20 protein-coding genes are annotated in these 23124 nt (G+C 38.0%); 16 read left to right on the top strand and 4 right to left on the bottom strand.

Annotated features, from left to right (window positions below):
* Positions 1–3: 3 nt before the first annotated feature.
* The 8 genes from BMY21_RS03180 to BMY21_RS03145 all read left to right on the top strand — a co-directional run bounded on the left by BMY21_RS03180 (position 4) and on the right by BMY21_RS03145 (position 5815).
* Positions 4–711: an HD domain-containing protein gene (locus BMY21_RS03180; protein WP_074640814.1), complete on the top strand. Its 708-nt coding sequence runs from the start codon at positions 4–6 to the stop codon at positions 709–711.
* Between the two features lie 48 nt (positions 712–759).
* On the top strand, positions 760–2043 hold the full coding sequence (locus tag BMY21_RS03175; RefSeq protein WP_074640813.1) for a PH domain-containing protein: 1284 nt from the start codon (positions 760–762) through the stop codon (positions 2041–2043).
* Positions 2044–2236: 193 nt separating this feature from the next.
* Entirely contained in the window at positions 2237–2449 is a 213-nt protein-coding gene (locus BMY21_RS03170; RefSeq protein WP_074640811.1) for a 4Fe-4S dicluster domain-containing protein, read from the top strand.
* On the top strand, positions 2449–3507 hold the full coding sequence (locus BMY21_RS03165; protein ID WP_074640809.1) for a 3-methyl-2-oxobutanoate dehydrogenase subunit VorB: 1059 nt from the start codon (positions 2449–2451) through the stop codon (positions 3505–3507). Before BMY21_RS03170 ends, BMY21_RS03165 begins: the two co-directional genes overlap by 1 nt.
* Positions 3500–4288: a thiamine pyrophosphate-dependent enzyme gene (locus BMY21_RS03160; RefSeq protein WP_074640807.1), complete on the top strand. Its 789-nt coding sequence runs from the start codon at positions 3500–3502 to the stop codon at positions 4286–4288. The genes BMY21_RS03165 and BMY21_RS03160 overlap by 8 nt, the downstream gene beginning before the upstream one ends.
* A 16-nt stretch (positions 4289–4304) precedes the next feature.
* Positions 4305–4862, top strand: a complete 558-nt coding sequence (locus tag BMY21_RS03155) for a 2-oxoacid:ferredoxin oxidoreductase subunit gamma family protein (RefSeq protein WP_074640805.1) — start codon at positions 4305–4307, stop codon at positions 4860–4862.
* Positions 4863–4944: 82 nt separating this feature from the next.
* A complete protein-coding gene (locus tag BMY21_RS03150; protein WP_074640803.1) occupies positions 4945–5520 on the top strand; it encodes a helix-turn-helix domain-containing protein in 576 nt (191 codons plus the stop codon).
* A gap of 88 nt (positions 5521–5608) precedes the next feature.
* A complete protein-coding gene (locus BMY21_RS03145) occupies positions 5609–5815 on the top strand; it encodes a hypothetical protein (protein WP_143064152.1) in 207 nt (68 codons plus the stop codon).
* Here the strand turns inward: BMY21_RS03145 and BMY21_RS03140 are convergent.
* From BMY21_RS03140 to BMY21_RS03125, 4 genes are read right to left on the bottom strand one after another with little or no spacing between them, the layout of a single operon-like run.
* Positions 5812–7089 carry an ABC transporter substrate-binding protein gene (locus tag BMY21_RS03140; RefSeq protein WP_074640799.1) on the bottom strand — a complete coding sequence of 426 codons (1278 nt, stop codon included), beginning with the start codon at positions 7087–7089 and terminating at the stop codon, positions 5812–5814. The two genes, BMY21_RS03145 and BMY21_RS03140, sit on opposite strands and share 4 nt — an antisense overlap.
* Positions 7079–9700, bottom strand: coding sequence for a response regulator (locus BMY21_RS03135; protein ID WP_074640798.1), 2622 nt, complete (start codon positions 9698–9700; stop codon positions 7079–7081). The genes BMY21_RS03140 and BMY21_RS03135 overlap by 11 nt, the downstream gene beginning before the upstream one ends.
* A gap of 3 nt (positions 9701–9703) precedes the next feature.
* The gene (locus tag BMY21_RS03130; protein WP_074640796.1) at positions 9704–10039 is read right to left on the bottom strand and encodes an Hpt domain-containing protein; all 336 of its coding nucleotides are present in this window, start codon (positions 10037–10039) and stop codon (positions 9704–9706) included.
* Complete coding sequence (locus BMY21_RS03125) at positions 10036–11700, bottom strand: two-component system response regulator (RefSeq protein WP_074640794.1); 1665 nt, start codon at positions 11698–11700, stop codon at positions 10036–10038. The genes BMY21_RS03130 and BMY21_RS03125 overlap by 4 nt, the downstream gene beginning before the upstream one ends.
* A 121-nt stretch (positions 11701–11821) precedes the next feature.
* Between BMY21_RS03125 and BMY21_RS03120 the strand changes: the two genes are divergently transcribed.
* From BMY21_RS03120 to BMY21_RS03085, 8 genes are all read left to right on the top strand, one after another.
* Positions 11822–12943 carry a substrate-binding domain-containing protein gene (locus tag BMY21_RS03120; RefSeq protein ID WP_074640792.1) on the top strand — a complete coding sequence of 374 codons (1122 nt, stop codon included), beginning with the start codon at positions 11822–11824 and terminating at the stop codon, positions 12941–12943.
* 11 nt (positions 12944–12954) lie between these two features.
* Positions 12955–15288: a diguanylate cyclase domain-containing protein gene (locus tag BMY21_RS03115; RefSeq protein ID WP_074640790.1), complete on the top strand. Its 2334-nt coding sequence runs from the start codon at positions 12955–12957 to the stop codon at positions 15286–15288.
* 109 nt (positions 15289–15397) lie between these two features.
* Positions 15398–17044, top strand: a complete 1647-nt coding sequence (locus BMY21_RS03110) for an AMP-binding protein (protein WP_074640788.1) — start codon at positions 15398–15400, stop codon at positions 17042–17044.
* A gap of 113 nt (positions 17045–17157) precedes the next feature.
* Positions 17158–18069, top strand: a complete 912-nt coding sequence (locus tag BMY21_RS03105) for an ABC transporter permease (RefSeq protein ID WP_074640786.1) — start codon at positions 17158–17160, stop codon at positions 18067–18069.
* 14 nt (positions 18070–18083) lie between these two features.
* A complete protein-coding gene (locus BMY21_RS03100; protein WP_074640784.1) occupies positions 18084–19160 on the top strand; it encodes an ABC transporter permease in 1077 nt (358 codons plus the stop codon).
* Positions 19161–19170: 10 nt separating this feature from the next.
* A complete protein-coding gene (locus BMY21_RS03095; RefSeq protein ID WP_074640782.1) occupies positions 19171–20187 on the top strand; it encodes an ABC transporter ATP-binding protein in 1017 nt (338 codons plus the stop codon).
* Entirely contained in the window at positions 20177–21157 is a 981-nt protein-coding gene (locus tag BMY21_RS03090; protein ID WP_074640780.1) for an ABC transporter ATP-binding protein, read from the top strand. The genes BMY21_RS03095 and BMY21_RS03090 overlap by 11 nt, the downstream gene beginning before the upstream one ends.
* Positions 21158–21228: 71 nt before the next feature.
* A complete protein-coding gene (locus BMY21_RS03085) occupies positions 21229–22983 on the top strand; it encodes a peptide ABC transporter substrate-binding protein (RefSeq protein ID WP_074640779.1) in 1755 nt (584 codons plus the stop codon).
* Positions 22984–23124 lie beyond the last annotated feature (141 nt).

The raw sequence follows: 23124 nt of genomic DNA, 5'->3' as shown, positions 1-23124 counted from the left end.
ATTATGACAGATAACGAAAAACAAGAACTTTATACAGAAGTAAATGAACTCCTGGACATCTACAATGAATTTTCACCTTGCCAGCCTGATGGTAAAAGTGTGATTGAAGCAGTAAAACCATGTATCACAGAAATGATAGATTACATAATGAAAGATGCAACTGAAGCTGCAAGTATGAAAGACTGGCTTGACCGTACAGACTTCTGGACAGCACCTGCATCAACAAGATTCCACGGAAACTTTAAAGGCGGTCTTAGCCTTCATACTTTGATGGTAATCAAGCAGTCTCTTGAGTTTGCTCATACTGTGCTTGAAAACTTTTATACTTCTCCTGAAGCTACAAATTATACAGTTCGTGCTTATGATATTTTTATTGCAGCACTTTGTCATGATTTCTGTAAGACCGGTTTTTATGGGGTAGAGTACCGTAACACAAAAGACATCACCGGCAACTGGATAAAACAGCCTTTCTATAAAACACTGAACGATAACCGTAATCTTGGTCACGGAAACGAATCCGTTTTGATGATGATTGAGATTTTACCTTCTATCATAAATAACAGAATGGTAATTGAAGCTGTAAGCCGCCACATGGGCTTTTCTGATTTAACAGATACAGAAATGTTCAATTACTCAAACTTCCTGCAGAACCCGCTGGTTATTCTCTTGCAGCTGGCAGATCAGACTGCTGCGCAGTGGTTTGGAATGTAGAATATGTAATAAAACTTATAAAAGTTAGTTAAGGAGAGAAAAAAAAGTATGAGTAGAAAAGAATATTACGATCCAATAGTTCAGAAAAGTACGTCCTATAACCCATATATAGCCGGACCTTATGTTGCATTGAAAGAGCCAATAGATGTTGCTTTACTTTCTGAAGTAATCGAGGAATTAAGAACTCGCTTTCCATATTTTTACGGAAAAGTAAATATTGAAGATGATGATCTTGTTATTGTTCCGAACCCGTTGCCGATAGTTGTTAGAGATTCTTGGGAGCCTATAAAGCTTTTCAGTAATGAATCTAACTATCATTTTATGTCGGTTAAAGTTGACGGGAACAGATTTGTTATTGAGTTTTCTCATGCTTTGTCTGACGGAACTGGATTTCTTGCATATCTGAAAAGCCTCTTGTTCTGCTATTTGACACGAAAAACCGGTAAAAAATTTGATCCGACAGGTTTCCATCTCCCCGGAGAAGAAATTCCTGAGTCTGAGACTGGAAATCCGTTTGCTGGTTTTGACCTTGATTCCGTAGAGCTTTCTGTCCCAGATACTCTTAGTCCGGATCAGATTTATCATTTCTCCGAGAAAAAAATAGGCGAAAGAAATCACAATAATGTAGTTTTTATGCAAATGCCTGAATCAACGGTAATGAACTATTGCAAGCAGAAGTGCACGACTCCAAATGTTCTGATTTCAACACTTCTTGTCAGAGCAATGCGTCGTTTTGATCCTGAATCAAAAAAAGTAATCAGAGTGGGAGTTGCCATTGACGGTAAATCAATTGTGGGAAACATGAATAATTACAGGGCTTTTCCTGAATTTGCCCATCTTGATTACTATAAAGAACAAGAAAATATAGATCTTGAAGAAACTCTAAAAACAAAACGTGACCAATTAAAAGCAGAAGCTTCTGTAGAAAAAATACTGCGTTTGGTTAAAGGTGTTAAACTTGGCTGGGAGATGCTTAGTCAATTCCCATTGCAAACAAAAATAGATTTGACACAAAAAGCATTTATTCAACGTGCTCAGACTGTATCTGTCGTAGTTTCCTATGTAAAAACAAAAACTTTCGGTCCGCTTGATCCTTATGTTCAGGAGTTATATGGCATTGCGGAACCTTGTTACGAAGACGTAGTATGTGAGCTTAAATGCCTTAATAACACCTTTTTCCTTTCATATATACAATCTTTTGAAGATAAGACTCTTTTTAATTTTTTGTTGAATGAGTTTGAGAAAATCAATATTCCATATGAGATTAAACGAATTGAACCATTAATCTTGTCTGGAGTCAGGTTTGATGAGTTACAAGGACTAAACATTTAAGTTTGACTTTGTGATGTTATTGAATAATAATCTTCTAATTTTACTACCACTTTAAAACTTTAATAATATTACATTTTTTTAGTAAAACTGTATTGTATAAACCTCTCGTTTTCTATATTATATCATCATATATCATTATAAGAGTATAGTCGGTCAATAATGTTTGAACAGCTATAAAAAATAGGTGAGGTATATGGCTAAAGGACGACCTTTAATCAACAAGGAACGCTGTAAGGGCTGTGGACTATGTATCCGCGTCTGCCCAAAAAAGATTCTTGAAATGTCAAAAGAAACAAACGGACAGGGCGTTAATTACCCTGTATGTAACGACGAGGCAAGCTGTATTGCCTGCAGTATGTGTGCAACAATGTGCCCGGACTGCGTAATTGAAATCGAGGCAGAATAATGGCAGATAAAGTATTGATGAAAGGAAACGAGGCGATAGGTGAGGCTGCAGTTAGAGCCGGCTGCCGCTATTACTTTGCATATCCTATCACTCCTCAGAACGAAATTCCGGCTTACATGGCAAAGCGTCTTCCAGAAGTTGGAGGAACTTTCCTTCAGGCAGAATCAGAACTTGCCGCAATCAACATGGTAATGGGTGCTTCTGCTGCAGGTGCACGCTGTATGACATCATCTTCTTCTCCTGGAATCTCATTGAAGCAGGAAGGAATCTCATATATTTCCGGAGCTCAGCTTCCAGCAGTTGTTGTAAACATGATGCGCGGAGGCCCTGGACTTGGAAACATTTCCGGTGCTCAGGGAGACTACTTCCAGGCAACACGCGGTGGTGGAAACGGTGACTATCATGTTGTAGTTATCGCTCCAGGTACTGTTCAGGAAATGGCAGACTGCACACTCAAGGCTTTTGAGATCGCAGACAAGTACCGCGTTATGTGTATGATTCTTGGAGACGGATACCTTGGACAGATGTCTGAACCTTGTGTACTTCCAGACTTTGTAGAAAAGTTCCCTCCAAAGCCTTGGGCTCTTACAGGTAAAACTCCAGACCGCAAACAGAACAAGATTATGTCTCTTAAGCTTTCTGGAATTGACGGTGAGCTCAACGCACACACAAAGGCACTCTTTGCTAACTATCAGAATATTCAGGACAACGAAACAATGTCAGAAACATTTATGTGTGATGACGCAGACGTTGTTCTTACAGGATACGGAACTTGTGCACGTGTTTGTAAGAAGGCCGTAAAGATGCTTCGCGAACAGGGAATCAAGGCTGGTCTTTTCCGTCCAATCACACTCTGGCCATTCCCACAGAAGGAACTTGAAGCAGCATGTGCTAAAGCAAAGAAAATCCTTACTGTAGAAATGTCTATGGGACAGATGGTTCAGGATGTTAAGCTTTATTCAGGTCACAAAGTAAGTGACGTTGATTTCTACGGAGAGCCGGGTGGAATCATTCCTTCGGTTGATGCAATTATTGAGAAGGTAAAGAGCTATGACTAAGAAATATGAATTTCCAAAATCAATGAATGACGTACCAACACACTACTGTGGTGGTTGTGGTCATGGAATCGTACACAAGCTGATTGCACAGGTTATTGATGAAATGAATATCCAGCAGGATGTACTTCTTGTTGCTCCTGTAGGTTGTGCAGTTTACGCTTACAATTATATCAACGTTGACTCTTGTGAAGCTGCTCACGGACGTGCTCCTGCAGTTGCTACAGGTATGAAGCGTGTTCATCCTGATAAGCTTGTAATCAGCTACCAGGGTGATGGTGACCTTCTTGCTATTGGTACAGGGGAGACTGTTCACGCTGCAAACCGCGGTGAGAACATCACAGTAATCTTTATCAACAATGCTATCTACGGTATGACTGGTGGTCAGATGGCTCCAACTTCTCTTGTTGGTCAGGTTACAAAGACAACTCCTTTCGGACGTAATGCTGATGAAGTTGGTTATCCTATCCGTGCCTGCGAACTTTTGAACACTCTTGTTGAACCAAAGTATATCGAGCGCTGTGCTGTTTATGATGTTCCACACATCAACAAAACAAAGGCAGCCATCAAAAAGGCTCTTACATATCAGAAAGAAGGAAAGGGCTACAGCTTTGTTGAAGTTCTTTCTATGTGTCCTACAAACTGGGGTGTAGCTCCAACTGTTGCTGCTGACTGGGTAAAGGATCAGATGGAGCCATATTATCCTCTTGGTGTATTCCGAGACATTCCTGCTGGTAATGCACCTGAAGCAGCAACTCCAGTTGCCGGCGTAGTAACAAAGTAGGTAAGGGAGGATTCGTATGACAACAGAAATTATTTTTGCAGGATTCGGTGGACAGGGTGTTATCCTCGCCGGAAAAATCCTTACACTTGCCGGAATGAGCGAAGACAAATACGTTTCACACATTCCTTCATACGGTGCAGAAATGCGCGGTGGTACTGCTAACTGTTCTGTAATCGTTAGTGATGAAGAAGTTGCTTCACCGGTTATCGAAAAGCCGGATGTAGTAGTTGCCCTCAACAAGCCTTCTATGACTAAGTTTGAAAAGTGGCTCAAGCCGGGAGGACTTTTGATTTACAATTCTTCTTTGATTGATACAGAACCTACTCGTAAAGACATCAGAACTCTCGCATTGCCAGCAAACGACATGGCTGCTGAAACAAACAATGCCCGCGGTGCAAACATGGTTGTTCTTGGTTGTCTTGCAAAGGTTTGCCCAGGTATGATCAGCGGAGTTAAGCCTTTCGAGTTCGCATTGGATGAGGCAATCTCTGCACGCAACAAGAAGTTCAATCCGATTAACATTGCTACAATTGAAGCAGCCTATAATAAAGACTACGACATTAAAGGTGAGTAAGGGCGCTGGCGCCCGGTGATAAATAGCAAACCGTTAAAAAAATTGCGAAAGCAATTTTTAGGTTTACCCTTAAGGAAATATTATGAGTGAGAAAAATAAAATTGGTGCAAAGGTAAAACTTGTTCGCGAAAACCGCAAGCTCTCTATCGAAGATGTTTCAGAGCGCACAAACCTGCCTGCTGAACAGATTAAGAGTATTGAAGATGGTTCTCTTGTTCCAAACCTTACACCGCTTATTAAGATTGCACGTGTACTTGGTGTTCGTCTTGGTACCTTTATGGACGATGATGAAAACCTCGGACCAGTTGTTACTAAGGCTCAGGACAAGAAAGAAGTAACACGCTTTTCTGACCGCGGAAACGCAGTTAATTCTGACCTCGACTTCTACACACTCGCACAGAACAAAGCGGGCCGCCACATGGATCCGTTTATCATAGACATTTTCCCTTCATCAGAAGAAGAAATTAAACTTTCAACACACGAAGGCGAAGAGTTCATTTACGTTCTCGAAGGCGAAGTAGAAATCATCTATGGCAAGGACAAGTACGAGCTCAAACAGGGCGATTCAATTTATTATGAATCAATCGTTGCTCACCATGTTCACAGCCATGGAAACGAGAAGGCTAAGATCCTGGCCGTTGTATACACTCCTGCATAATGGATTGCTTCGCTACGCTCGCAATGACGATGCATAATGTCATTGCGAGGAGCGCAGCGACGTGGCAATCCATTTGTATAAGAACTCAATGGACGACAAAGAATACTACAGCCTGATGAACCGTTCCTCTTCCTGGGCGCTTCAGCAGGCTCTAAAGAAAAAAACAAAAGACACAAAAAAAAATCCGCCACAGCAGAACGCTGTAGACGGAGTTAATTCATATTCTACCCTTGAAGCCCGCCAGGGTCGTGCAGACGCAGAAATGCTTTTAGAAAAACAGAACTCATCAGATTAAAATTTTCCGTAATTCTTAACAGCCTCATCAACTGACATTTTACCTGTAAATACCTTATAAGCAGCCACTCGTAACTGACTGTAAGTATTATCCATAATTCCAATTTCAAGCTGATATAAATGCTCGGCTTTTTCCAGCGGCGCATATACATCATCAAAAGAATATACGGTAGAGCAGGTGATTAAACGCTTAATCATAGCAAGATTGTTCAGTTCTGCTGTATGTAATAGAAAACGCATAAACTCATTTGTCATTTCAAGATTCTTACTGTTTTTGTTCACAGAGAATTCAACAGAAGGAACTTCAAGAACAGCACCACCTTTTTCCATAACAGGAACTGAATAAAAACTATATTTGAATGGGCTGGCAGTAAATTCTTTTGATAGTGATTCACGTTTTTTTGTCCCGGAAACAACATCAGCCGAAGCGAGCATCATTGGAACATCACCTTCAAAAAAGCGCATGATTACAGCAGAATAATTATCTTTAATCTTGCTGCATTCTTCTAAATCTATAAAGCCATTTTCCTTAAAGCTTTCAACCCATTCCAAAGTTGATCTCATATATTCACCGGCTTCTGGTTCAAGCTTATTCAATTTTGCAATTGCTTCAGTATCATTCAAAACTTCTTTTGTGAAATATGGGAAAATCAAAGAAGAAATGATAGAACCTTCAGAATTATCTGAAAGAATCGGGCTCTTATAACCAGCCTCAATAAACTTTTGACACACATCAAGTAACTGACGATAGTTAGTTGGAATCTCAATTCCTTCTTTCTTGAAAAGATCTTCATTTACAAGCATTCCATTTGCAGCACATAAAACCGGAACCATTGGAAGAGAACCGTCAGCCATGAAAAACAAAAGTTTCTGATTTATTGCAGAAAGCTCAATTCCAGTCTTGTCCACATCAGCAAGATTTTCTGCATTATCCAGAAGCGGATTATAATTTGTTTTATCCAGCATCCATGGGAATGTCATAAAAATATCGGGGGCATCGGCTCCAGCAAGGGCAGTGGAAATTGTTACTTTATAATTATCAAGATAAGTATAAGATAGCTCTACATCAGGATAAAACTCATTAAAGCGATCGAATTCCGCTTCAAGAGCTTCAAAGTTCTGATAGCGTCCTGCAATTTGTATTTTGCATTTTGTAAGTGTATCCAGATAAGGGATAAAGGCATCATCATTAAGTTTCTTTTTACAACAGGATAAACTGCAAACAAAAAAAATCAGTAAAAATATCAGACTAATCTTCGTTAGTTTATTTTTCATAATCATCTCTCTTTGTAAAATCAGGTTTGGCCTGACGGATTTTTCTAAGTTCCTTAATCACATTATGAATATCAATTGGTTTTGCAATATGTCCATTCATCCCAGCTGCAAAGCATTCTGCTACATTTTCAGAAAAGGCATCTGCAGTCATCGCAATAATCGGGATTCCCGCAGCATACGGATTATCAAGTTTTCTGATTTCACGGGTTGCTTCCAGACCATTCATTACCGGCATCTGAATATCCATAAAGACAACATCATAATCTGCAGGCTGAATAGACTTAAGCATATCCACTGCGACCTTTCCGTTTTCTGCTCTCTGGCTTTTAATTCCGTACATATCAAGAAGTGTAGAGATAACTTCCCAGTTTACATCCATATCTTCAACAACAAGAATATTCATATCTGCTATGTCAGAATTATTTTCTTCCTGAGCAGTGATGTTTTCTTCGAGTCTTAATACTTCGCAGATCTTCTTAAACAATGAAGAACGGAAAAGAGGTTTTGAAATAAAGCCGTTTACTCCGGCCTGTTTTGCATCCTCTTCAATCTGTGTCCAGTCATAAGCGGATACCAGAAGAATAGAAATATCTTTTCCTGCAATTTCACGAATCTTTTTTGTCAGCTCAACTCCATTTGTATCTGGCATCTTCCAGTCAAGAATAATTACATTGTAAGATTTTCCAGCCTGTTTTTTTGCAAGGAGTTTTGTAAGGGCAGTATCACCTGATTCTGCAATTTCAGGATTTGTTCCAAGAGCTGTAAGTGTTTCGCAGGCAGTTTCAAGAAGTACTTCATCATCATCTATAACAAGAACTTCAATTGGTGGAAGCTTCTGTTCATTTTCGGCTTTTGAAGAAACTTCTATATCTAATGTGACAGTAAAGGTGGTTCCCTGACCTTCGATACTCTGGCAGTCAATCTGGCCGCCCATAATATCAACCATCTTTTTTGTGATTGCTAAACCAAGACCTGTTCCCTGAATTGAATTGATACGGCTGTCTGTCTGGCGTATAAAAGGTTCATACATTATCTCCATAAAACTTTCAGGCATACCAATTCCGGTATCAGAAACTTTATATTCAAGTTTTATGCAGCCATCCTTTTCACTCGGATATTCAGTTAAATCAACATAAACATGTTTATTCTTCGGAGTATATTTCAATGCATTAGAAAGAATATTTATAAATATCTGATTGATACGAAGCTGATCTGCAAAAAGAAATTCGTGTTTAATATTTTTACTTCTGAATCTGAAATCAATATTTTTCTGACGAACCATTGGCTGAGAAATATTTACAAGATTTTCGGCAGAATCAACAATAGAGAAGGTGACAGGAGAAAGACTAATATTTCCACGTTCAACCTTTGAGATATCCAGAATATCGTTAATCAGTGTCAAAAGATGATTACTTGCAAGTTTAATTTTCCTGAGATTATCAGAAACATACTGAGAATCTTTTACGTTATTTTCTGCAATTGTTGTAAGACCTATAATTGCATTCATCGGTGTTCGTATATCATGCGACATAGTAGAAAGGAATTCTGTTTTTGCCTTGTTTGCATAATCCGCTTCCTCTGCAGCAGAGGCAAGTTTTCTGTTGAATCTCATGATTATCAAAATATCAAAGAAAAGAAGAATTATAAGACAGATGGAAACGACAATAACAAGAGGCCAGTCGATATCATTTCTTGTAATATCCTTCATTGGAATATAAGTAATGAGAGTCCAGTCAAATGAAGTATTTACCGGAACATGAACAATAAGACAACTTTCTGCTTTTGAGTTTTGCATTGTAAGCATTCCGGTTTCGTGAATCTCGTTCTGGAGATTTTCTAAATCATCATTATTTATCTGATTATAAGATTTATAAAATTCAAAGAAGTTAGAATTTTTAAAAGACTTTCCTTTTATTATATAATTTCCCTGCTTGTCGATAATTGAAATCTGAGCGTCGCTATATTTTTCTGACGGGAATACCCATTTGCTCGAAAGTGTTTCAACTGGAATTACCCTCATTAAAACTGCTTTTTCAAATCTAGAAGATTTACTTTTACTTGTGCTGATTTCACTTGCAGAAGTGTTTATATTGCTGCCATTTTCTGAATCATCAACTCTAAGCTCCAGAAGATCACAGAATGCAATGGACTGAATACCATTCATAGGATTTGTAAATGATCGGGTAACTCTAACCTGATCCTGCTGGCCAAGAAGCTCATTCAAAGAAGAAAAAATATCTATTTCTTTATAGGAAACATTATATTCATCAGGATTATCAATTTTTGGTTTATTTGAATATCCCTTAAATGTATTCAGATTTATGATATGAGCAGAAATATTTGGAATACGCTGAGCAACCTTGAGATAAGACATTGCTTCATTCATATTCATTTTACGACTGTTGATGCAGGCTGCCCAGGAATCACAAAGACGCTGTTCACCTTCAAGATAATTTGTGGTTACCTGTTCCATACCGATGGACATTGTCATAAAATTTTCGGTATTGTAAATTTCCATTGATGAACTCTGCTTTCGGGCATAGAGTACAACAAAGAAAATTGTGAAAAGAACAATCAAAAAGTTAGCAATTATAATAAGTGTTTTTTTCATGATTTAAGATTTCCAGAGCTTAGAACGAAGCTTTATTATTTCTGTATATAAAGACGAATAATCAGCAGATTCCTTATTTCGAAGTTTTTCAGTCATCTGAGAAAGAGCATCATACAATGGCGTGATAGCAAGATTTCCGATTACACCTTTCAATGCGTGACAAAGTTCAAAGGACTTCTGTAAATCCTCAGCCTCCAGTGCAGTTCCAAGCTCTTCAAACTTTGTGTCTCCCAAGCCCATATTCACAAGCTTCAGATATAAATCTTCTTTTCCAAGACAACGAGCAAGACCGGTTTCTGTATCTGTACCATTGGCTTTTAAGTTTTCCAGTGTAATCATACAAACCTCAACATTTCCTCAGGTGGAATCGGTTTTGAAAAATAATATCCCTGGATAATATCACAACCAGCTTCTTTAAGAAGCTTGAGTTCATCTTCAGTTTCAACACCTTCTGCGACAACAAGTACTCCGAGATTTTTTGCAATATCAAGAACAAGTTCAACAAGTTTCATCTCTTTATTGCCTGGCTGAATATTTCTGATAAATGCCTTATCCATTTTAAGAACATCAATTGGCATAGAGGTAAGCATATTCAGGGAAGAGTAGCCTGAACCAAAATCATCCATTTCAACTTTATGTCCAAGTGAACGAAGATTTTTTACAACTTCGATGATATGCTTTGAATCAGCGGTATAAGCAGACTCGGTAATTTCTAACATGTATTCAGAAGCAGACAGTCCGTTTTCTTTTACAATTTTAGTTATAAAATCTATCATGTCAGGTGCTGCAATATCTACACGAGAAACATTTACTGAAACCGGAATTGTAACGCCAAGCTCTTTTTTCCATGCAGCTATCTGACGGGCTGCTTCTTCCCAGACATAACGGTCAAGTTTTGTAACAAGTCCGTTCTCTTCAAAAAGCGGAATAAATAAGTCAGGACGAACAAAACCAAGTTCAGGATGCACCCATCTTACAAGAGCTTCTGCGCTGCATAAAACAGGCTTATCTCCTTTTATATTAAACTTTGGCTGATAGTTTACCTTGAACTGTTTCTGCTCGATAGCAGCTTCAAAATCCTGCAAAAGGTGAGCATCAAAAACTTCTTTCTCAGACATCATATCATCATAAATACAGATATCGCTGTTGCCGGAAGTTTTACTGCGCAGGGAATTACAGGCCTGTACAGCATGATCAAAACGCTGAAGCATTGTAAAGCTGTGTTTTTCATCAGAATAAACACCAAGTCTTAAACGGGTTTCAGAAGGTTTTAGAAGAGATGACAGAGCTTCATTTATCTTATCAAGAAAAATACCATAATCATTCTGGTGTGGAACATAAAGGTAAAAATAATCTGCTTCATTGCGGCCGGCAATACCACCAGTTTTCAGAAGAACTTTACGTATACCATCTGCCATTGCATTCAAAACTTCATCACCAAAATTGCGACCTTTCAACTGATTCAAGAGATGGAAGCGTGTAAAGTTTATAACAATTGCATCCATTACAGTATCAGGGAAACGCTGATCAAACTGTGAAGCATATTCAAAAAAAAACTCAGGACTGTAGAGAAGTGTAAGTTTATCAAATTCTGTAGCGTGAATTATTTTTGAATTTTCAAATAACTGAATTGAATGGCGGACTCGAGCGAGAATAACCTCAGGTAAATCATAAGGCTTTGTAAGAAAATCTGCTGCACCAAGTTTAAGACTTTCTATTTCACTGGATTTTTCAGAGGTTAAAACAATAACAGGAATATCAGTAATTATGCCTTCTTCGTTCATAGTTTTTAGAACTTCATTTCCATCCATTACAGGCATAAGCAAATCCAGTAAAACCAGAGAAATTGTAGTGCCATTTGAATGAATTATTTCTAAGGCTTCCTTTCCATTTTCCGCATAAATAACCTTGTATTCTGATTTAATGATATTACCGAGAATATCGCGGTTGATCGCTTCATCATCAACAATGAGAATAGTTCTTTCAAATAAATCTCTCATATTAAATATTATATATCGATTCAGGCCAGTTTGCGATATTTTTTTTTGCTGTAATTTAACTTGTTTTTTGGTGTTTTTAGATTTAAAATATTTGTTATAATTGATAACTGGAGTTCAAGATATGAGAAGACTTAAGTTCTATTTTCTCAGCTTGACCATCCTTGCCTTTGTGCTTGTAATGTCAGGCTGTTCATCAAAAGGATTAAAAAATCGTAATCAAAAAAATAATATAAACAATTCAATGCCTCAAAACTACCCGCAGACGCTTTCTTCGGCTTCTGAATCTAACGTCATTCATAAAGAAATTCTTGATTCTTATAAGCCGCAAAAAACCGACTATAACTTTTATTTTACGTATAAAATAGTTCATTCCTGGTGGGATGCAGTTGCGCTTGGAATGGAAGACGCCGTACGTCAGTTTGAAGAAAAGGGGATTCATATCACTTATGATTACCGAGCTCCAGAAGCAATGTCTGCAAATGACCAGGTAAATAGAATCAGAAAGGCTGCAGCCTTAAAAGAATATGATGTTATTGGTGTTGATGTTGCAGATATAGATATTGTCACTCCTGTAATCAATCAGATTATTGCACAAGGTAACAAGGTTATGACTTTTTCCAGTTCGGATTCTGGAAAAGAAAACGGCTGTAATAGAATTGCATACGTAGGTAATACTCATAATTTTGAAGATGGAGAAGATCTTGCAGAAGCTCTTTGTTATACACTCAATTTCAAAGGCAAAGTTGCAATGCTTGTAGGAAATGAAGGAGCCCCTTGCCACGAAGACCGTGCAAGAGGTGCAAAAAAGATTTTTTCAAAATATGAAGGGATAGAGCTCGTTGATGTAAAATACGACGAAGACAGTGATATTAATGCTTATAATTTTACAAAGGAATTTCTTGTAAATTATCCTGATCTTGATGGAATCATCTGCTGTAATATGAGTAATCCGGTTGGAGCCGGACGTGCAGTTGAAGAAGCTGGAAAAGCAGGTAAGGTAATTATCGTCGGAATGGATCATGATGAGCGTGCTATAAAATATCTCCGCGATGGAGTTATTTATGCGCTGGCCATTCAGGACTGTTATTCAATTGGTTTTGATACAATTACAACTGCAATAAAAATTGCCGATGGTGTAAGTCCTGGAAGTTTATATCCTGAAAAAACAGAAGAAACAACAACTGTATTTTATCAGAAAGATGCAGCAGGATTGCTTCGTTCGCTTTATGGTATAATGGAATAGGTGGTGCAGCAATGACAAAGCAGGCAAAACGCGTTTTTCAAATAATTATAACTTCATTAATGGGACTTCTGATTATTCTTTTTTTAATTATGTCAGTAAGAACAGCAGATACTACTAAAGAAGTTACTGATAAGGCAATTGATAAGATTAGTTATTTTTATATAGAAGAAATTGCAAAAAACAGAGCCTCTTTTATTTCTAATGAGCTAGACAAAAAATATAATTATGTTAATAACGCACTCGATATAATTTCACAAAAGGACCTTGAATCTCCAAAAGCCCTTAGAAATTATCTTGGTAATATAAGAAGGCTTTATAACATGGACACATTTGCACTCGTAGATGAAAATGGTCTTGTATATACTTCGCATAGTACCTGTTCTGGAAAAACAAGATATCCTTTCCTTGCAGAAAAAATTACAAAACCAATTTATTCTACTGTATTAAATTATGGAGGAGAGAAACAGCTTTTTCTTGCAGTTCCTGTTTCAGGCCTTTATTTTAATAATTCCAAAATTACAGCCTGCTTTGTAGAGATTAATATTAATCAGCTGATGCGTTCTATGGCCTATCGTTATGATGATATGGAAACCTATGTTAATCTTTATTATAAAAATGGAGAAAGTCTTACTAATTCAGATTTCGGAAAACTACCGGCAGGAGTTAATCTTCTTTCAACAATTTCTTCAAGCGAAAATGAATCAAAAAAGATAAAAAAGATTATAAATGATTTTGAAGCCGGCGGTTCAGGTCTTGTTAATATTAATTATGGAGATGAAGAAGCACATCTTTTTTATATTCCTGTAAAAAGCACCGGCTGGATTCTCACAATTCTTGTTTATGAAACTGCAATCAATGATCAGGTTGGTTCAAATATTGAATCGCTAATGCAGCAAACGAGATCTCATGTATTCTTTATATTTGCTCTGTTTTTCTTGTTATTTATAGAATTTATTTTGATTATTCGAAATGCTTCACATTTTAAAATTCAGCAGGAAAAAATAGTCAGTCAAAGAACTCAGCTTGCATACGAAAAATTAAATAAAGAAACTAATGCCATGCAGATTATTCACTCAGTTTTGTCTTCTGGGCCATGGACAATTGAGTTTGATGAAAACGGACAGATAACAAAATGTAACTGGTCTGAAACCTTCCGTAAACTGCTAGGTTTTGATTCTGAAAAAGAATTTCCAAATACACTTGAAGCCTGGTCAGACAGACTACATAAAAGTGATAAAAACTTTGTATTAAAAGCCTTTTGGGATACTGTTAATGATACAACCGGTAATACAGTTTATGATGTTGAATACAGGCTTCTAACAAAAAATAATGGATGGAAATGGTATCATGCTGCGGGGAATATTATCCGCAGTCCTGATGGTAAACCACAAACCTATGTAGGACTCTTTACTGATATTGATGAAAACAAAAGAAATGAAATCAATCTCATGGAACAGTTCAATATTGTAAATGCACTTAGCCGGGATTATGCAAATATTTTAACAATAAATCTTACAACAAGAACAGTAAAACCTGTAAAGCTTGGCGGCTATGTTCCTGAATCCTTTATGGAAAATTATTCTGCAGATTCTTCATACGATACCTTCTTTAGTGAATACATTGAACACAGGGTTTATTCTGAAGACAGAGCTTTTATGAATGAAGCAATTGCCCTTGATACCATAATTCAAAAACTTAATGAGTCAGATGAATATTCTTCCAGCTATCGTATTGATGATAAAGGTGAACTTCATTTTTATGAATTCAAATATATGAAACTGAATTCAGATACAATAATTGTTGGTATTATGAATATTGACAAAATCGTAAATGATGCTAAAGAAAAGCAAAAACTTATTGTACTTTCTGAAACAGACCGAATGACAGGTCTTTTGAATCGTGTAAGTGGAGAATTAAAAGTTGAAGATAATCTGAAAAAAGGAAATGGTGGTTTGTTCATTCTTCTTGATATTGACCATTTTAAGAGCTTTAACGACACTTACGGCCACGGAGCAGGAGACAAAGTAATTATAAATGTTGCAAATTGTCTTAAAACTGCCTTCCGTGAACATGATATTGTTTTCCGTTTAGGAGGAGATGAATTTTCTGCCTATGCAGCTGAAGTTCATGACAAGAAGATAGCAGAAGCAATTATTAATCGCTTTATAGATAATCTTAAAACTATTGTCATACCAGAAATTGGTGAAACTGCAATTACTGCAAGTATTGGTGCTACAATTATAAAGTCAGGAGAACCAGCCGATTTTGGAGACAACTATAAGCTTATAGATAGTGGTGTATATGAAAGTAAAAAGATTGCCGGCTCTTGTGTAACTTTTAAATAGACAAACTATAAGTTTAATTATACTAAATATATTTATTATTTATAAACTTTTCTATTGAATTTTTGTCTTTTTTTTTATAAAATTATGTGACCTTATTAAGGAGTGTTGCATGATTGAATTAACTTTATCACAGCTTTTAAGACAGAAAACTCAGGCAAATCCAGAACATGAATTCATGGTTTATGCAGACCGTGATCTTCGCTTTACTTATGCGCAGTTTGATAAGCGTGTAGACGACCTTGCCTGCGGACTATATGCCATCGGTGTACGCAAGGGTGATAATGTTGGTATCTGGGCAACAAATGTTCCGGACTGGCTTACCTATATGTTTGCCTGTGCCCGCCTTGGAGCAGTTGGCGTTACTGTAAATACTTCTTATAAACTTCACGAACTTGAATATCTTGTTAAGCAGTCTGATCTTACTACACTTTGTCTTACAGACGGTGTAAAAGATTCTAACTATGTTCAGATGATTAAGGAGCTTGTTCCTGAACTCGACCAGTATGAACGCGGCTGTCTTAAATCTGCCCGTTTCCCATGCCTCAAAAATGTTGTATTCATGGGACCTGAAAAATACCGCGGACTTTATTCAACTCCTGAACTCCTGCTTCTTGGTCAACATGTTGATATCGAAATCATTCATAAAATTGAAGCAGAAGTTACTCCGGAAGATGTTGTAAACATGCAGTATACATCCGGCACTACAGGCTTCCCTAAGGGAGTTATGCTTACAAGCCGCAACATCATCAATGACGGATTTATCATTGGTGAACGCATGCGCTATACAGAAAATGAACGACTCTGTCTTGTAGTACCACTTTTCCATTGTTTTGGAATTGTACTTGGAGTTATGGCTTGTCTGACTCACGGTGGTACCCACGTATTGCTCGAAAGCTTTGACCCTCTTGTAGCTCTTGCTTCTATTCAGAAAGAGAAGTGTACTTCGCTTTACGGCGTTCCAACCATGTTCATTGCAGAACTGAACCATCCTATGTTCAGCATGTTTGATCTGTCTTCGCTTCGTACAGGTATTATGGCAGGTTCTGGAGTTCCTGTAGAGCTGATGAAGCGCGTAAATGACGAAATGCATATGCCGGAAATTACTTCGGTTTATGGTCTTACAGAAACAAGCCCTGGAATGACACAGAGCCACTGGAATGACAGCCTTGAAGTTCGCGCTACTACTGTAGGTGACGCTTTTGAAGGTATTGATGTAAAGGTTCTTGATCCAGAAACCGGCAAGGAATGTCCTGTTGGAGTGCAGGGTGAAATGTGCTGTAAGGGCTGGAATGTAATGAAAGGTTATTACAAAATGCCGGAAGCTACAGCAGAAACTATTGATGCTAACGGCTATCTTCATTCCGGAGACCTTGGTGTAAAGGATGAAAACGGAAATTACCGGATTACCGGCCGTATTAAAGATATGATTATCCGCGGTGGTGAAAATATTTATCCTCGCGAAATTGAAGAGTTCCTTATTCAGATGCCTGAAATTAAAGACATTCAGGTAGCTGCAGTTAAGAGTGAACGCTATGGTGAAATCACCGGCGCCTTCATCATCCTCCATGAAGGAAAAACTCTTACTGAACAGGATGTTATTGAGTTCTGCCGTGACAAGCTTTCAAAGTTCAAGTGGCCACAGCTGGTTATGTTCATGGACGAGTTCCCAATGACTGGTTCAGGAAAAATCCAGAAATTCAAGCTCACAGAGATTGGTACAAAGTATCGAAGGGAAGTATTAAAAGTAGAAGACTAGAGTAGTTTCCCTATCATCATAAAAAATATTATTTTTTTCTCACAAATACTTTTATTTTTTTCGTAATAGTAGTACTATCACAAGGATGCTCAAAATACGATAGGATAAAAGTTATGTGGAAATATATTCTTAAACGAATACTCCTCGCTTTATTTACCGTTCTCTTTATCTGTGTTATTACTTTTGCTTTGATGAATGCCATTCCTGGCGGACCTTTCAACAAAGAGAAGGCCTTAAGCGAGGCTACAATTGCATCTTTGAATGCACGCTACAATCTTGATAAACCACTTTATGTTCAGTTTATTATGTACATGAAAAATCTTCTTCACGGAGATTTTGGTGTAAGTCTTAAAAATGGAAGGGAAATTAAAGAAATCATCAGTGAATCTTTCCCTGTATCATGCAGACTTGGTCTTTCTGCTGTAATAGTTGCCCTTATTCTTGGAACTATTTTTGGAAGTCTTGCTGCCCTTATGCGCAATAAGTGGCCTGACCGTTTAATCATCTTTTTTTCAACTCTGTTTACAGCCGTTCCAAGCTTCGTTCTTGCAACCTTACTTCTTTTAGTTTTCAGTATTAAACTCGGTTGGATTCCGGTATGGTCAGCAGAACATACAAACTATTTACTGCCTGTAATTGCTCTTGCAGCGTATCCGATGGCTTACACAACGCGACTTGCTAAAACAAGTATGCTCGATGCACTCAGTCAGGATTATATCCGTACAGCAAAGGCAAAGGGTGTTTCTAAGTATAAGGTGATTTTTAAGCACGCCCTCAGAAACTCGCTACTTCCAATCATCACTTATGCAGGACCGGAAATTGCATACATCATTACCGGCTCTATGGTTGTTGAAACTGTATTTACAGTTGGTGGAATCGGTTCAAAGTTTGTAAGTGCAATCACTAACCGTGACTATACAATGATTATGGCTACAACTATCTTCCTTGCCACTCTCATGGTTGTCGCAAATGTTATCTGTGATCTGCTGTACAAGGTAGTAGATCCAAGAATTAAATACGAATAAGGCAGGAAGGTAATATGACTACTTTTGATGTAAATAAAACACCGGAAAAAATGGCTATGAGCCTTCAGCTTGATTTAAAGAAATTTGAGAAGGCTACTGATGAAGAAAAAAAGCAGCAGGATGTAATGAGCGAAAGTACAACATTTTTTAAGGATGGTATGAGAAAGCTCTTTAAGAATCCGCTTGCTGTTGCAAGTATAATTATTCTTGCTTTTATTTTTGTAACAATTACAGTTGCACCACATATCGTACCTTACAGCTATGAAGAAATTCTTTCTGTTGAAGGAAAACGCGATAAGGGAGCAAAAAATCTAAGACCATTTGAATACAGTAAAGCTGAACAGGCTTATATTGAAAAGGGCAATTTCCGCTTTCCACATATTTTTGGAACAGATGAGCAGTGCCGCGACTACTTTATCCGTGTAATTTACGGAACAAGAGTTTCTCTTGTAGTAGGCTTTTTTGCCAGCATTATCGTTCTTTTAATTGGAATTATTTACGGAAGTATTTCCGGTTATGCAGGAGGAAAGGTCGACCTCATAATGATGCGAATCGTCGACATAATCTATTCGCTGCCGGATATGCTGGTAATCATTCTTCTTTCAGTTGTTCTTTCTAACGTTCTTCAGTTTAAGCCGGATTCATTCCTTGCAGGAATGGGTTCTAATATGGTTTCACTTTTCATTGTATTCGGACTTCTTTACTGGGTAGGTATGGCACGCCTTATCCGCGCTCAAATTCTTTCAATCAAAGAAAATGAATATATTCTGGCAGCTCGTTCAATCGGAGCTAAGCCTGGTCACATAATCCGTAAGCATATTATTCCTAACTGTCTTTCAGTTATTATCATTTCTACAGCACTTCAGATTCCTTCTGCAATCTTTACAGAAAGCTATCTTAGTTTCGTAGGACTTGGTGTACAGGCTCCAATGCCTTCTCTTGGTTCACTTGCTAACTCGGCACGTGGTGGTCTTCAGAGCTATCCGTACAAGCTTGTATTCCCTGCAATTATGATTTGTCTTATTGTTTTAAGTCTGAATCTTTTAGGTGATGGCCTGCGTGATGCCTTTGACCCTAAATTGAAAAAGTAGGCGGTATTGTATGAGCGATGTTTTATTAAGAGTAGAAGATTTACACACAGCTTTTACAACCGACAAGGGTGAAGTGCAGGCTGTAAACGGAATTTCTTTTGATTTGAATCCCGGTGAGATTCTGGGTATTGTAGGTGAGTCTGGATCTGGAAAAAGTGTTACGGCTTATTCTATTATGCAGATTCTTGCCGGTAACGGTTATGTAAAAAGCGGAAATGTTTTTTATAAAGGTAAGGATATTCTGAAATTTTCTTCTGATGAAATGAAGATCTTCAGAGGTAAATGCTGTTCGATTATTTTCCAGGATCCTATGACAAGCCTGAACCCGGTATTTACTATCGGTAATCAGTTGAAAGAGGCTATTAAGCTTCATACAGACAAGCGCGGTGCGGAACTTAATAGCCGTGCCATTGAGATGCTGGAGCTTGTTGGAATTAACGAGCCTGAGCGCCGTCTCAAGCAGTATCCGTTTGAGCTTTCGGGCGGTATGAGACAGCGCGTAATGATTGCTATGGCCTTAGCTTGTGAGCCGGACATTCTTATTGCCGACGAACCGACTACCGCCCTCGACGTAACAATTCAGGCACAGATTCTTGAAGAGATTCAGAAACTTCAGAAAAAGATGGGAATGGCTGTAATTCTAGTAACACACGACCTTGGTGTTATTGCAAATCTTTGTGATGATATTATCGTAATGTACGGCGGTAAGGTTTGTGAACGCGGAACTGCCGATGAAATCTTCTACAACTCTAAGCACGAATATACAAAAGGTCTTTTAAAATCAATTCCAAATACAACTAATATGAATCAAAAGCTGGAGCCGATTTCCGGTACTCCAATCAATCTTTTGAATCTTCCAAAAGGCTGTTCATTCTGTACACGCTGTAAGAATGCAATGAAGATTTGTCTTGAAGAGCCTCCTGAGGAACTCTTTATCAATGATAATCATATTGCTTCATGCTGGATGAATGTAAAAGAAGCAGCAGAAAAATTAACAGCTAAGGGGAGGTTCAATAATGAGCGCTGATATTATTAAACCGAATAATACTCCAATTCTTGAAGTTCAGAACCTCAAAAAATATTTCCCTGTTCGTTCTGGTTTTAAGAAACTTACTCTTAAAGCTGTAGACGGAGTTTCTTTCACAATCAACCGTGGAGAAACACTTGGTCTGGTAGGTGAGTCTGGATGTGGAAAAACTACTGTAGGACGCACACTTCTTCAGCTTTATAAACCAACAGATGGAAAAGTTATTTTTGATGGACAGGAAGTAACTGATAAAAACATAAATGATATCCGTAAGAAAATGCAGATGGTTTTCCAGGATCCTTATTCTTCTTTGAATCCACGTATGACTGTAGAAGATATCATTGGTGAGCCACTGGATGTTCATCATCTTTATTCAAGCAAGGCTGAACGCCGTGAAAAGATTCTTCATCTTATGGAACTTGTCGGCTTGAACTCTGAACACGCAACCCGTTATGCACACGAGTTCTCTGGCGGTCAGAGACAGCGTATCGGTATTGCCCGAGCTCTTTCTGTAAAGCCTGACTTTATTGTCTGCGACGAACCAGTATCAGCTCTCGACGTTTCTATTCAGGCCCAGATCATCAATATGTTTGAAGAGCTCCAGGAAAAGCTTGGACTTTCTTATCTTTTCATTGCTCATGACCTTCTTGTTGTTCAGCATATTTCTAAACGAATTGCCGTAATGTATCTTGGTAAGCTTGTAGAGATTGGTGATGCTGATGAGGTTTGTAACAGTCCGATTCATCCATATTCAATCAGTCTTCTTTCTGCTGTTCCTATTCCAGATCCTAAACTGGAACGCAGCAGACAGAGAATTGTTCTTGAAGGTGATGTACCAAGTCCTCTTGCTATGCCTGAAGGCTGTCCATTCAGAACAAGATGTAAATATGCAACAGAGAAGTGTAAGACAGAAATGCCTGCACTTACAGACAGAGGCAACGGACACTTTGCTGCCTGTCACAACAAATAGATAATAAGTTTGCGTTGCAGACTTTATATAAAAAATAATTCAAATGTTTTTTTTACAGGAGGAAAACATTTATGAAAAAAACAGCGATAGTATTTGCTGCTGCACTTGTGAGCATTGTATTGCTCGGTTGTGCAAAAAAAGATGCTAAATCTTCTGGAAACAATGCTTCATCTTCAACTGTACCTACAACTGCCCCAGATGCATCTAAACTTGTAAACAAAAATTTTATTGATCCTCTTAAGGACTGGTCTAAGTACGACAACCTTATTAAAGAAATTAAGGCTGAAACAAATTACGAAATTCGTACAAAGAAAATGCACGAAGCAGAAGACATTCTTATGTCTAACTACTGTGTAATTCCTTTGTATTACTACAACGACATTTATCTTCAGAAATCTTATGTAAGCGGAATCTATGCAAACGCTTTCGCTACAAAATTCTTTATGTATGCAAAAATGAACAATGGAGCAAAAACACTCCATATCAATCTTGCATCTGAACCAGATTATCTTGACCCTGCATTGAACTCTTCTGTAGACGGTGCTTGTCTTGCTGCTAACTCATTCTCTGGTCTTTATACATATAACGACAAGGGTGTAACAGTTCCGGCTTGTGCAGAAAGCTACAAAGTTTCAAAAGATGGTCTTACATATACTGTAACTCTTAAGAAAGGCCTTAAATGGTCTGATGGTTCTGACCTTACAGCTGCAGACTTTGAATACTCATGGAAACGCGCAGTTTCTCCAGATACAGCAGCTGACTATGAATATATGTTCTCTGGATTTGAAGGTTATGCAGAAGGCAATCTCAATGTAAAAGCTGTAAATGATACAACTCTTGAATTCAAGCTTATTGCACCTTGTGCATACATTGAAGATCTTATGGCATTCCCAACATTCTATCCAGTTTGCAAGAAGTATGTTGAAGCACACTCAACTCCATCAACTCCTGGAGCATGGTGTACAGAAGCAGGCTTTGTAAGCAACGGTGCATTCGTTTGTACAGAATGGAAACACGATGTTTCAATGACTTACACAAAGAACCCATACTGGTTTGATGCAGACAAAGTTTCTGTTGAAAAGCTTGAGTTCATGCTTTCTGCTGATGACACTGCAATCTTTGCAGCATACAACGCTGGAAATCTTGATTTTGCTGATGAAGTTGCAAACGACGAAATCGCAAAACTTCTTGAAACAAAGAACCCTGAATTCTATATCGTAGACGAGCTTGGTACTTACTATGTAGCTTTCAATGCTAAGAGTAAGCTTTTCGAAGGAAAAACTGCAGAGCAGGCTGCTTGTATGAGACAGGCATTCTCACTTCTTATCGACCGCGAATACATCTGTGAAAACATTGCACAGACAGGTCAGGTAGCTGCTAACGCATTTATTCCTCTTGGAATGGCAGACGGTAACGGCGGTATCTTCAAATCTGAAGCTTTGAAGCAGGGTTACTATGATCCAAGTGCAATCAATAATAATCAGGCTGAAACAGTAAATAAGGCTCGTCAGCTTCTTATTGCTGCAGGCTTTAAGTTTGATTCAGAAGGAAAACTTTCTTCAGAAACTCCAATTTCTATTGAATATCTCTTGAACCAGAACACAAATCACATTGCAATTGCTGAATCTATCCAGCAGGATCTTTCTGCTGTTGGTATCAAGATGACAATTCAGGTTCAGGACTGGAACGTATTCCTCGAAGAGCGTAAGAACGGAAACTTCGACATTGCTCGTGAAGGCTGGATTGCTGACTTCAACGACCCAATCAACATGCTTGAAATGTGGATTTCTACATCTGGTAACAACGACTGCCAGTTCGGTCGCTAATTCCTGATAGATTGCTTCGTCGCTGACGCTCCTCGCAATGACGAAATACGTCATTGCGAGCCGCAGGCGAAGCAATCTATTTTTATACAACAAACTTTAATTATACTAAATATTTTTATTATTTTTTAATTTTTCTATTGA

Source organism: Treponema bryantii (genome assembly GCF_900111035.1).
Classification (GTDB): Bacteria; Spirochaetota; Spirochaetia; order Treponematales; family Treponemataceae; genus Treponema_D; species Treponema_D bryantii_C.
Note: the sequence above shows the minus strand (reverse complement) of the source record. Positions and strands in the feature narration are given on the sequence as shown.